Annotated in this window: 10 protein-coding genes; 7 read left to right on the top strand and 3 right to left on the bottom strand. The window is 61.6% G+C overall.

Annotated features, from left to right (window positions below; all coding sequences use genetic code 11):
* Positions 1–3: 3 nt before the first annotated feature.
* The 3 genes from E4P32_RS13680 to E4P32_RS13670 all read right to left on the bottom strand — a co-directional run bounded on the left by E4P32_RS13680 (position 4) and on the right by E4P32_RS13670 (position 3376).
* A complete protein-coding gene (locus tag E4P32_RS13680; protein WP_116435252.1) occupies positions 4–678 on the bottom strand; it encodes a DUF2848 domain-containing protein in 675 nt (224 codons plus the stop codon).
* A gap of 94 nt (positions 679–772) precedes the next feature.
* Positions 773–2095 carry an MFS transporter gene (locus E4P32_RS13675; RefSeq protein ID WP_233526690.1) on the bottom strand — a complete coding sequence of 441 codons (1323 nt, stop codon included), beginning with the start codon at positions 2093–2095 and terminating at the stop codon, positions 773–775.
* 351 nt (positions 2096–2446) lie between these two features.
* The gene (locus tag E4P32_RS13670; RefSeq protein WP_116435351.1) at positions 2447–3376 is read right to left on the bottom strand and encodes a LysR family transcriptional regulator; all 930 of its coding nucleotides are present in this window, start codon (positions 3374–3376) and stop codon (positions 2447–2449) included.
* A 365-nt stretch (positions 3377–3741) separates the two neighbouring features.
* Between E4P32_RS13670 and E4P32_RS13665 the strand changes: the two genes are divergently transcribed.
* From E4P32_RS13665 to gsiD, 7 genes are all read left to right on the top strand, one after another.
* A complete protein-coding gene (locus E4P32_RS13665) occupies positions 3742–4110 on the top strand; it encodes a glyoxalase (protein ID WP_116435254.1) in 369 nt (122 codons plus the stop codon).
* Positions 4111–4489: 379 nt separating this feature from the next.
* Positions 4490–5464: a MurR/RpiR family transcriptional regulator gene (locus E4P32_RS13660; RefSeq protein ID WP_233526691.1), complete on the top strand. Its 975-nt coding sequence runs from the start codon at positions 4490–4492 to the stop codon at positions 5462–5464.
* Positions 5461–6453, top strand: coding sequence for an isoaspartyl peptidase/L-asparaginase (locus E4P32_RS13655; RefSeq protein ID WP_116435255.1), 993 nt, complete (start codon positions 5461–5463; stop codon positions 6451–6453). Before E4P32_RS13660 ends, E4P32_RS13655 begins: the two co-directional genes overlap by 4 nt.
* Before the next feature lie 23 nt (positions 6454–6476).
* A complete protein-coding gene (locus tag E4P32_RS13650) occupies positions 6477–8369 on the top strand; it encodes a dipeptide ABC transporter ATP-binding protein (RefSeq protein WP_116435256.1) in 1893 nt (630 codons plus the stop codon).
* 43 nt (positions 8370–8412) lie between these two features.
* A complete protein-coding gene (gene gsiB / locus E4P32_RS13645; RefSeq protein WP_116435257.1) occupies positions 8413–9981 on the top strand; it encodes a glutathione ABC transporter substrate-binding protein GsiB in 1569 nt (522 codons plus the stop codon).
* 182 nt (positions 9982–10163) lie between these two features.
* Positions 10164–11084, top strand: coding sequence for a glutathione ABC transporter permease GsiC (gene gsiC / locus E4P32_RS13640; protein WP_116435258.1), 921 nt, complete (start codon positions 10164–10166; stop codon positions 11082–11084).
* 8 nt (positions 11085–11092) lie between these two features.
* Positions 11093–11998, top strand: coding sequence for a glutathione ABC transporter permease GsiD (gene gsiD, locus E4P32_RS13635; protein ID WP_116435259.1), 906 nt, complete (start codon positions 11093–11095; stop codon positions 11996–11998).
* Positions 11999–12008 lie beyond the last annotated feature (10 nt).

Here is a 12008-nt window from a genome sequence, read left to right as displayed (position 1 = left end):
TAATTAGGCAACTTCGGCGAGGATTTCCGCTTCGTAGGTGTGGCGCAGCGAACGTTGACGACGCGGGTCGAACAACTCCATCGTGAACGAAGTCGCAGGGCGGATGCCGCCGATGGCGCCGACCGTGCCGCAGGTCATGCCGCTGCCTTCGGGCAGGATGTCCTTGCCGCCGGTAAAGCCGGCGATCAGGTCTTGCGGCGTGCGCAGGCTGGCCAATGTGCCTTCCTGGTACAGCACTTCCTTGCCGTCTTCCTTGATCCAGGAGCGGATCACCAGCTCATCCCAGTAAGCGGCGACGTCGGCCAGTTTCCAGGCGGCGGCGGCCACGGGTTTGATGCAGGCTTGCTTGGAGAAGGCCACGCTGTGGGCTTCCAGCTTGCGGTCAGTGTGGTCGGAGGCGATGCTGACGTACAGTTCGCCGCCGGCGTTGAAGACGAAGGTCTCGACTTCGCCCGACGATTCGGGGCCCAGGACTTGCACCGTCGCCGATTGCGTGAGCTGGTTGCTGGCCACGCGGTAATACAGCGGAACCGCGCTCGGGCGTGGAATGCCCAGCGCCGCCAGTTCTTCGATGTGGTGCTCGATGGCGGCCAGGTCGCGACCAGCCCAGCCGGCGATGATCAGGTTGTCGATGTCGACGTTGAGGGTTGCTGCGTCAGTGTGGAAAGAGAGTTTCATAAGGCTGCTTCAGGTACGTGAAGTGAATAAAGGGTGCGCCGCCGGGGCAGAAATGCAGGAACAGAATGGCGGCGCAGGGACAACTCAGAAATAGTTAAGCTTGCGATTTCTTGACGAATACGACCACCAGGAAGCTCGCCAGGAATTCCAGCGCGGCCACGAAATACAGGCCAGAGGACAGCGACCCGGTGCTGGTCTTCAGCGCGCCGATCATGTAAGGAGCGACGAAGCCGGCCAGGTTGCCGATCGAGTTGATCAGCGCGATGCCGCCTGCCGCTGCAGTGCCTGCGAGGAACGCGGCAGGGATCGACCAGAACACCGGGAACGCGGCCAGGATACCGATGGCGGCGAGCGTCAACGCGCACAGCGCCATGACGGCGTTGCCCAAGGTGAGGCCGGTCAGGATCAGGCCGACGCTGGCGATCAACGTGGCGATGGCGCTATGCATGCGGCGCTCGCCGGTCTTGTCGGAGTGGATGCCGTTCCAGATCATGGCCAGCGTGCCGGCGATGAACGGGATGGCGGAGATCAGGCCGATCTGCAGGTTGCCCTTGATGCCGATCTCCTTGATGATCGACGGCGTCCAGAAGGCGATGGTGGCGTTGCCGCTGACCACGCAGAAATACACGGCAGCGCACAGCCACACACGGTAGTTGCTACAGGCGTCCTTGAACGACAGGTGCTTGCTGGCGGAGGTGTTTTCGGCGACCAGCGCCTGGGTGACGGCTTGCTGTTCGGCGACCGAGAGCCACTTGGCGTTGGCCGGCTTTTCCGGCAGGTACAGCAGCACGAAGACGCCGGCGATCAGCGAAGGAATTCCTTCCAGGATGAACAGCCATTGCCAGTTGGCGAGGTGGCCGACGCCTTCCATCTGGCTCATGATGGTGCCCGCGATAGGGCCGCCGACGGCGCCGGCAATCGCGAACGAGGTCATGAACAGGCCGTTGACGCGGGCGCGGCGCTGGGCCGGGAACCAGTAGGTCAGGTACAGCACGACGCCGGGGAAGAAGCCTGCTTCGAATACGCCCAGCATGAAGCGCAGGATATAGAACGAGGTCGGCGACGTGACATAGGCCATCGCCATCGAGGCCAGGCCCCACAGGATGGTGATGCGGGCAAGCGTCTTGCGCGCGCCGATTTTTTCCAGCAGCAGGTTGCTTGGCACTTCAAACAGGAAGTAGCCGATGAAGAAGATGCCGGCGCCGAGGCCGTAGATCGCTTCCGAGAATTGCAGGTCCTGAAGCATCTGCAGCTTGGCGAAGCCGACGTTGACGCGGTCGATCCAGGCCAGCACGAACAGGAAAACCAGGAAGGGGATCAATCGCCAGGCGATTTTCTTGTAGGTGACTTCCATGTCTACCGCGCTTGGCGTGTAGATGGAATTCCCTGTCGGGGATGTTGCCGATGTCGAGGTCATGCTTGCCTTCTCCTGCTTTTGAGATTGATTGAGCGGTCGCTTCATTCTCACAGCACGAGAACATGCAGGACATGGGAGTGTCTCGGTGAAATCGTAGCTGGAAAATGCCTGGCGGAAATCTGTCGCTTGCTTTTGCGCCGGCATGTGCATCCGGCGCCATGAACGATCTTGTGATCTTGTGTGAATTCAGTATGCGTAGCGAGGGCAGCGCTGTCCAACAAGAAATTGTTGGCGCAGATGATTGGAAAATCTTATGAGCAAAAATGGGTGGGCCGTTGCGCCGTTGTGGTGCTGCGGTGCTGCGATGCAAAACGCGTGCAGGCCTTGCCGGCGCTGACTTGGGGATGATTGCTACTGCGCCTGCGACGGCAGCCGTGCGATCTCGTGTCCCCAATTGAGTGCGAAGTCGGCGGCGGTTTCCTGGGCGATGCGGGCTACGGTTTCGGTCAGCGGGTTCTCATTGTCGGAACGGAAACAGGCCAGCATCACCAGCGCCGGGAACTCGACGTCGACCCGCAGCGTGTGCAGGATTTCTTCATTGAGCTCGCGCTGGATGATCGCCGGCGGCACTGCCGCCACGCCGAAGCCATCGGTGACCAGCCGGATCATGGTGGCGACCGAGGCGATGCAATTGATATGCAAGGCACCGCGTTCGCTGCCGGAAAGCAGCCGCTCGATCACCGCATGCGGACCCGAGTTACGCGCGAAGCTGATGATGGGGAAGGTCGCCAGGTCGGACAGGCTCAGCGTCTCGCTGCCGATATTGAGCTTGGGACTGCCGACCCAGCGCATCGGAAATTCGCACAGGTTGATGTTGGTGATGTGGGTGCCGATCACCGGCTCGGCCTGCAGCACGATGTCGAGGTTGCCCTTGCTGAACTGTTCGCGCAGATGAATGGTGGTGTCGCTGGCGATCTCAATCTGCAGGCGCGGGAACATCTTGTGCACGCGGCCGAGGAAATCCGGGAACCAGCTGTGCACGATCGATTCGATCACACCGATGCGGATCACGCCGGCGTAGACCTGCTTGTCGGACATGTCGTCCTTCATCTCGCGCATCAGCTTGACCATGCGCTCGGCATACACCAGCGCCTTGCTGCCGTCGGTGGTCAGCGTGACTTCACGTGCGCCGCGATCGAACAGGCGCACGCCGAAATCCTGTTCCAGCGTGGCGATGCGGCTCGACACCGCAGCTTGCGTGGTGTGCAGGCGCTCGGCGGTCAGGCGGAAATTTTTCAGCTTGGCCAGCCAGACGAAGGTTTCGAGGAAGCGGATGTTCATGGCCGTCATTCTCTCAAAGCCGCAGCTATTAAGCCAGCAGGCAATCCGGCCAGCAGCATGATTGCATGAAGCTTTTGTTTCCCCCCTTGCACTCCCTCCCCTTCAAGGGGAGGGTTGGGGTGGGGATGGGTTTGAAGGGGGGGCAGCACATTTGTCTTATTTCCATATGGCCTTATTCCAAACACACAGAAAAATGAAATATTGCATGTCCATTGGTAACCCATCCCCACCCCGGCCCTCCCCTTGAAGGGGAGGGAGCGCTCAGGCAAGGCGTTTTTTGCGTCGCCAGCGGCGCTTGCGGCGAAGGGATAGAATCCTCGCAGACTATTTCCGCAGCCAGCCTGCCGCCAGCAAAGAGGATTCCCATGCCAGTCACCGCCATCGATCATATCCAGCTCGCCATGCCCGTCGGCGGCGAAGACGCCGCGCGGCGCTTCTTCGGCGGCATCCTCGGCATGCCGGAGTTGCCCAAGCCGGCAGCCTTGCAGGCGCGCGGCGGCCTGTGGTTCCAGTGCGGCGTGCTGCAACTGCATCTTGGCGTCGACAAGGATTTCCAGCCGGCGCTCAATGCCCATCCGGGCCTGATCGTCGATACGCTGGCGCCGATGATCGTAACGCTCAAAGAGGGCGGCTTCCCGGTGCAGGAAGACGCGCCGATCCCCGGTTTCATCCGTATCTATACCGCCGACCCATTCGGCAACCTGATCGAATTGCGGGAAGTCGTGCCGCGCTGAAATCTGTTGCTGCGCCGTCCGGGCGCATTCCGCAAATCATTTTCCTTTATTTCCGGTTTCTGCCGGTCTGAGTTGCTCTCGTTCTGCTTCACTGCAGCATGAGGGCCTCGCATCGCCGTGTTTTCACGGTGGTTTATGCACGTCCGTTTTCGTTGTCGCGAGCGTGGGCGCGGGTCGGAGTTCGTCACACCGTGGGGCTTCCGCTTTGGTGCATCGCACCCGAATTTGCCTAGTATTTCTCGCTATCGCGGTGCATTTGCGCGCGCTAAAGGTGCAAAGATTTTTACTTTCATTTTTGAAAGGATATTTTCTTTACTTTTGAAAATAATGAAAATATATTTACATTTTTTGCAGCTTCCCGAATTTCGACCGACGTCACATGTACAACTCAAAGACCACATCCTTGCAGGGCGGCGGCGCCGTAGCGCGCGTGCTGGGCAAGTTGTACCCGAATTTGTCGAAGGCGCATCGCAAGACCGCCGATTACGTGCTGGCCAACACTTTCCGTGCCGCCACCATGACCATCGACGAGCTGTCAGAAGCGGCTGGCATTTCGCTGGCGACCGCCAATCGCTTCGCGCATGCGCTGGGTTTCGACGGCTATGCGCCGTTCCGCAATGCGCTGGTGGCCGACTTCGCCTCGTCGCTGGCGCCGGTGGAAAAGATGCGTCACGAAGTGCAGAAGAGCGCAACCAGCGTGGAAATTATTTCCGCCGCGCTCAGCAACGACATCCGCAACATCGAGGCCACGCGCCAAAGCCTGGTGGCCGAGCACTGCGACCAGGCCGTCGAGATGATCCTGAAAGCCGAGCGCATCTTCGTGATCGGTTTCGGCGCCAGCGCGTTCCTGGCGGGCATCATGGTGCATGCGCTGGAGCCGTTCTGCCGCACCGTGCTGTCGGGCGTGCATCCGGGCGGGCCGTCGCAGACCGGGCGCCAATTCTTCAAGCTGGACGAGCGCGATGTCGTCATCGCCATGGCTTACCCGCGCTACGCCACCGATACCGTGCGCCTGGCGCGCCGCGCGGTCGAGAAGGGCGCCAAGCTGATCGCCTTTACCGACCTGCCGCATTCGCCGCTGGTGCCGCTGGCCGACGTGACCATTTATTCGCAGACCGAGCGGCAGTTGTCGCCGACCTCGGACGCCGCCGCACTGGTGTTGATCCAGGCGCTGTGCGATGCGGTCGCGCATCGCGCCAAGCGCTCGGTGCAGGCCGCGTCCGAAATGACCGAATTCGTATTGCCATGGTTGTACCAGGCCGAGCAGCATGAGGCGGTGCGCGTGGCGAAGAAAGCGGCTGCCGGCATCACTACCGCCCACGGCAAGTCTGTCACCAGGAACAGGAAATCATGAACACCCCAGTCATCGCCATTCACGGCGGCGCCGGCACCATCACGCGCAGCGCGTTGAGCGCCGCCGACGAAGCCAACTATCATCGCGAACTGCACGCGATCCTGAAGTCAGCACAAGCGGTGTTGACCGCCGGCGGTTCGGCGCTCGACGCCGTCAGCGAAGCGGTGCGCCTGCTGGAAGACTGCCCGCTGTTCAACGCCGGCAAGGGCGCGGTCTATACCCGCGCCGGCACGCATGAACTCGATGCCGCCATCATGGACGGCGCCACCCTCAAGGCCGGCGCCGTCGCCAATATCACCTGCGTGCGCAACCCGGTGCTGGCCGCGCGCGCCGTGATGGACAAGAGCGCGCACGTCTTGTTGGCCGGTTGCGGCGCCGACGCTTTTGCACGGCAACAAGGCCTGGACATCGTCGATCCGACCTATTTCCACACCGACGCGCGCCATCAGCAATGGCTGCGCGTGCGCGAACAGAGCGGCATGATGCTGGATCACGACGCGGCGGCGTTCACCTTCAAGGAATCCGCCCACGGATCGGCTGCAGGTGCTGCGATTGATCCGATTGATCCGGACAACAAATTCGGCACCGTCGGCGCGGTCGCACTCGACATGCACGGCAACGTCGCGGCGGCGACCTCCACCGGCGGCATCACCAACAAGCAGGTCGGCCGCATCGGCGACACGCCGCTGATCGGCGCGGGCTGCTATGCGGCCAATGCGACGGTGGCGATTTCCGCAACCGGCACCGGCGAAGTATTCATGCGCACCGTTGCCGCCTACGACGTCGCGGCGCGCATGGCCTATGCCGGCGCGACCTTGCAGGAAGCCATGGAACAGGTCGTCATGCAGGTCTTGCCGGCCTACGAAGGACGCGGCGGCCTGATCGCCGTCGATGCGCAAGGCAACCTCGAGCTGACGTTCAACACCGAAGGCATGTATCGCGGTTATGCCCGTGGCGGCGACACGCCGGTCACGGCAATCTATAAATAAGCAGTAGCGAAGGACGCAACGAAATGGCCATGCACGATCAACAATCGCCGATCTCCGATATCGTAGGCAGCGCACAGCGCGTGCTGACCGTCGACAATCTCGGCGTCACCTTCACCGGTTCCGAACGCACGGTGGAAGCGGTGCGCGGTCTGTCTTTCCACGTCGACAAGGGCGAGACGCTGGCCATCGTCGGCGAGTCTGGTTCCGGCAAGTCGGTGTCGTCGCTGGCCATCATGCGCCTGATAGAACACGGCGGCGGCCGTATCGTTTCCGGCAACATGCAATTCCAGCGCCGCAACAGCAGCACGCTGGACCTGGTCACGGCGCCGCAATCCACCATGCGCAGCATTCGCGGAGCCGAGATCGCGATGATCTTCCAGGAGCCGATGACCTCGCTCAATCCGGTCTTCACGGTGGGTGAGCAGATCGCCGAATCGATCCGCCTGCATCAGCGCAAGAGCCGCTCCGCCGCGAGCGCCGAAGCATTGCGCATGCTGGAAATGGTGCGCATCCCGGAAGCCAAGCGCGTGCTCGGTCGCCATCCGCATCAACTCTCGGGCGGCATGCGCCAGCGCGTGATGATCGCGATGGCCTTGTCGTGCAAGCCCTCGCTGCTGATCGCCGACGAGCCGACCACGGCCCTGGACGTGACCATCCAGGCGCAGATCCTGCAACTGATCCGTTCGCTACAGGAAGAAATGCAGATGGCGGTGGTCTTCATCACCCACGACATGGGCGTGGTGGCGGAAATCGCCGACCGCGTGGTCGTCATGTGCCGCGGCGAGAAGGTTGAAGAAAACGACGTGCGCAGCATTTTCGCCGCACCCGCCCATCCTTACACACAAAGCCTGCTGGCTGCGGTGCCGCGCCTGGGCGCCATGACCGGCACCGACACGCCGTCGCGCTTCGGCATCGCACCGAGCGCCGAAGCTAAGCCGGACGCCATCGCTGAAGAACTGCAGGCGGCCTCGGAGATCGCGCAGCAGCGCCAGCCTATCCTCAAGGTCACCGACCTGACCACGCGTTTCGACGTCAAGAGCGGCATCTTCGGTCGCGTCAAGCAACGCGTCCATGCGGTCGAGCGCGTCAGCTTCGATCTGTATGCCGGCGAGACGCTGGCCATCGTCGGCGAGTCCGGCTGCGGCAAATCGACTACCGGGCGCTCGCTGTTGCGCCTGGTCGAGATCAGCGGCGGCAAGGTCGAGTTCGGCGGCCGCAACCTGGCGGAACTGCCGCGTTCGGAATTGCGCGAACTGCGCCGCGACATCCAGTTCATTTTCCAGGACCCGTTCGCCTCGCTCGATCCGCGCCTGACGGTCGGCTATTCCATCATGGAGCCGATGCTGGTCCATGGCATGAAAGAGGGCGCACAGGAACGCGTCGATGCGCTGCTCACGCGGGTCGGCCTGCTGCCGGAACATGCCCAGCGCTATCCGCACGAATTCTCCGGCGGCCAGCGCCAGCGCATCTGCATCGCGCGCGCCCTGGCGCTGAATCCGAAGATCGTCATCGCCGACGAATCGGTGTCGGCCTTGGACGTCTCGATCCAGGCGCAGATCGTCAACCTGATGCTGGACCTGCAGGCCGAACTGGGAATCTCGTTCATCTTCATCTCGCACGACATGGCGGTGGTGGAACGCATCAGCCATCGCGTCGCCGTGATGTACCTGGGCCAGATCGTCGAGATCGGTCCGCGCCGCGCCATTTTTGAAAATCCTCAGCATCCTTACACGCGCAAGCTCATGGCCGCCGTGCCGGTGGCCGATCCCGAGCTGCGCCACCTGAAGAAAGGTTTGCAAAATGATGAGATTCCAAGCCCCATTCGCGCCATCGGAGACGATCCGCTGGTCGAACCTTTGAAGCAAGTCGGCCCCGGCCATTTTGTTGCTGCACATCGCATTTCCGCTGCTTTTTAATTTGTTGTCACCTTCATTAACCAAGACATTCAGGAGCCACAGCATGACTACTCAATTTTCCCGTCGCGGCGCCACTGCTATCCGATGGCTGGCTCTTGGCGCCATCGGCACCACGCTGCAGTTCGCCGCGGTGCACGCCTGGGCCGCCAAGAGCGTGACGCTCGCGGTCGCCTCGACCTTCACCACGATGGATCCTTACGACGCCAACGACACGCTGTCGCTGGCCGTGACCAAGTCCTTCTACCAGGGCCTGTTCGCGTTCGACAAGGACCTCAAGCTGGTCAACGTGCTGGCTGAAGGCTACCTGGTCAGCAAGGACGGCCTGGAATACACCATCCGCCTGCGCCAGGGCGTGAAGTTCCATGACGGCACCGTGTTCAAGGCCGACGCCGTCAAGGCCGTGATGGACCGCGTCACCAATCCGGACAACAAGCTCAAGCGCTACAACCTGTTCAACCGCGTCGCCCGCACCGACGTGCTCAACGACTACACCGTCAAGATCGTGCTGAAGGAACCGTTCTCGGCCTTCATCAACGTGCTGGCGCATCCGTCGGCGGTGATCATTTCGCCGACTGCGCTGAAGCAGTACGGCAACAAGGACATTGCCTTCCATCCGGTCGGCACGGGGCCGTTCAAGTTCGTCGAGTGGAAACAGACCGACTACATGAAGGCCGAGAAATTCTCCGGCTACTGGAAGGCCGGCTATCCGAAGGTCGACGAAGTGATCTGGAAGCCGGTGGTCGACAACAACTCGCGCGCCGCCATGATGCAGACCGGCGAAGCGAACTTCACCTTCCCGCTGCCGTATGAGCAGGCCGAGCTGTTGAAGGGCAAGGGCGCGCTGGATATCGTGAGCGGTCCATCCATCATCCAGCGTTATATGTCGATGAACGTCAAGCAAAAGCCATTCGACAATGTGAAAGTCCGTCAGGCCATCAACTACGCGATCAACAAAGATGCGCTGGTCAAGGTCGCCTTCAGCGGCTATGCCGTGCCGATGGACGGCGTGCTGCCGCAGGGCGTCGACTACGCGGCCAAGACCGGCCCATGGCCGTATGACGTGAAGAAGGCCAAGGCGCTGCTGGCCGAAGCCGGTTACCCGAACGGTTTTGAAACCGAACTGTGGTCGGCCTACACCCACACCACCGCGCTGAAGATCATCCAGTTCCTGCAACAACAACTGGCGCAGGTCGGCATCAAGGTCAAGGTGCAGGCGCTGGAAGCCGGTCAACGCGTCGAGAAGGTCGAGACTGCTCAGAATCCGGACACCGCGCCGGTGCGTCTGTACTACAGCGGCTGGTCGTCGTCGACCGGTGAAGCCGACTGGGGCCTGCGTCCGTTGCTGGCTTCCGAAGCCTTCCCGCCGAAGCTGTACAACACCGCTTACTACAAGAGCGACAAGGTCGACAGCGACATCGCCCAGGCGTTGACCGTGACCGATCGCACGCAGAAGGCAGCGCTGTACAAGGATGCGCAAACCGAAATCTGGAAGGATGCGCCATGGGCCTTCCTGGTGACGGAAAAAGTCCTGTATGCACGCAGCAAGAACCTCAAGGGCGTGTACGTGATGCCTGACGCGTCGTTCAACTTCGATGAAATCGAACTGAAGTAAGCATCGTCGCAATACCTGTCGCAACAGGCGTAGCAAAGGTTCCGCCGTCCCGCTCAACCGGGATGGCGGAACCGGTATCACCGCTTCATGCAGCACCGCATTTCAGAATTCCCGGCAGTCGCCCACGCAATCCATGCGCGCGGCTGCTCCCCCAAAGTAGTTGAATCATTGCAGGACGCGCCATGTTTTCTTATGTCTTAAAACGTCTTCTGGGCTTGATCCCGACCCTGTTGCTGGTCGCGGTGATGGTATTCCTGTTCGTCCACTTGCTGCCCGGCGACCCGGCGCGGCTGGCGGCGGGGCCGGAAGCCGACGAGCAGACCGTGGCGCTGATCCGTGCCGATCTCGGCCTCGATCAACCCATCCACAAACAATTTGTGCGTTTCTTCGTGAACGCCGCCCATGGCGACTTCGGCACCTCGCTGCGCAGCAAGCTGCCGGTCAGCCAGGAAATCATGGAGCGCTTCTGGCCGACCATGTGGCTGACCGTCACCAGCATGGTCTGGGCAGTGATCTTCGGATTGTTCATCGGCGTTTTTTCCGCGGTATGGCGTAACGAGTGGCCCGACCGCGCCGGCATGACGCTGGCGGTGTCGGGGATTTCCTTTCCGCCGTTTGCGCTGGGCATGGTGCTGATGGAAGTGTTTTCCGTGCAGCTGGGCTGGCTGCCGACGGTCGGCGCCGACAGCTGGCGCCACTACGTGCTGCCGTCGCTGACGCTGGGCGCCGGCGTGGCCGCGATCATGGCGCGCTTTACGCGCTCCTCCTTCATCGAAATCATGAAGGAAGACTTTGTCCGCACCGCGCGCGCCAAGGGTCTCAACGAACGCATCGTGATCGCCAAGCATTGCCTGCGCAACGCGCTGATCCCGGTGGTGACGATGATGGGACTGCAGTTCGGCTTCCTGCTGGGCGGCTCCATCGTGGTTGAAAAAGTCTTCAACTGGCCCGGCATGGGACGCCTGCTGATCGACGCCGTCGAGATGCGCGACTATCCGATCATCCAGGCCGAGATCCTGCTGTTCTCGCTGGAATTCATTTTCATCAATCTGATTGTCGACGTGCTGTACGCCGTCATCAATCCGAGCATCCGTTACAAGTGAGGCAGCGCATGTCGACTTCCATTACCCCTGCCGCAAATACCGTGACCACAACCGCATCCAAACCGATCCGCACGCCCTGGAGTGAATTCTGGCGCAAGTTCAAGAAGCAGCCGCTGGCGCTGGCGGCCGGCGCCTTCGTGCTGTTCCTGGTGGTGATCGCGATTGTTTCGCCGTACATCTCGCCGTACGACGCCGAGAATTATTTCGACTATGACGCCCTCAATGCAGGGCCTTCATTGGCGCACTGGTTCGGCGTCGATTCGCTGGGCCACGACATTTTCAGCCGCATCCTGGTCGGCACGCAGCTGTCGCTGGCGGTGGGTTTTTCGTCGGTGGCGGTGGGCGCCCTCGTCGGCACGTTCCTGGGACTGGTCGCCGGTTACTATGAAGGCTGGGCCGATCGCGTCATCATGCGCATCTGCGACGTGCTGTTCGCGTTTCCCGGCATCCTGCTGGCGATCGCCATCGTGGCGATCCTCGGCAACGGCATGACCAACGTGATCATCGCGGTGGCGATCTTCAGCATCCCGGCGTTCGCCCGTCTGGTGCGCGGCAATACGCTGTCGCTCAAGCAGTTGACCTACATCGAAGCGGTGCGCAGCATCGGCGCCAACGACATGACGATCATCCTGCGGCACATCTTCCCCGGCACGATTTCGTCGGTGGTGGTGTATTTCACGATGCGTATCGGCACCTCGATCATCACCGCCGCCAGCTTGTCTTTCCTCGGCCTCGGTGCGCAACCGCCGACACCGGAGTGGGGCGCGATGCTCAATGAAGCCCGTGCCGACATGATGACGGCGCCGCATATCGCGATCTTCCCCAGCCTGGCGATCTTCCTGACGGTGCTGGCGTTCAACCTGCTCGGCGACGGCCTGCGCGATGCGCTGGATCCTAAGCTGGATCAGAAGTAAAAGCGCTTAC

The sequence above is a fragment of the Herbaspirillum sp. 3R11 genome (genome assembly GCF_004563925.1).
GTDB lineage: Bacteria > Pseudomonadota > Gammaproteobacteria > Burkholderiales > Burkholderiaceae_D > Herbaspirillum.
The sequence above is the reverse complement of the archived record's forward strand: the minus strand, read 5'-3'. Positions and strand labels throughout refer to the sequence as shown.

Coding starts and splice junctions, on each gene's coding strand:
- E4P32_RS13665 (WP_116435254.1), top strand. CDS start 3,742: ATGCCAGTCACCGCCATCGATCATATCCAGCTCGCCATGCCCGTCGGC.
- E4P32_RS13660 (WP_233526691.1), top strand. CDS start 4,490: ATGTACAACTCAAAGACCACATCCTTGCAGGGCGGCGGCGCCGTAGCG.
- E4P32_RS13670 (WP_116435351.1), bottom strand. CDS start 3,376: ATGAACATCCGCTTCCTCGAAACCTTCGTCTGGCTGGCCAAGCTGAAA.
- E4P32_RS13680 (WP_116435252.1), bottom strand. CDS start 678: ATGAAACTCTCTTTCCACACTGACGCAGCAACCCTCAACGTCGACATC.
- E4P32_RS13650 (WP_116435256.1), top strand. CDS start 6,477: ATGGCCATGCACGATCAACAATCGCCGATCTCCGATATCGTAGGCAGC.
- gsiD (WP_116435259.1), top strand. CDS start 11,093: ATGTCGACTTCCATTACCCCTGCCGCAAATACCGTGACCACAACCGCA.
- E4P32_RS13655 (WP_116435255.1), top strand. CDS start 5,461: ATGAACACCCCAGTCATCGCCATTCACGGCGGCGCCGGCACCATCACG.
- E4P32_RS13675 (WP_233526690.1), bottom strand. CDS start 2,095: ATGACCTCGACATCGGCAACATCCCCGACAGGGAATTCCATCTACACG.
- gsiC (WP_116435258.1), top strand. CDS start 10,164: ATGTTTTCTTATGTCTTAAAACGTCTTCTGGGCTTGATCCCGACCCTG.
- gsiB (WP_116435257.1), top strand. CDS start 8,413: ATGACTACTCAATTTTCCCGTCGCGGCGCCACTGCTATCCGATGGCTG.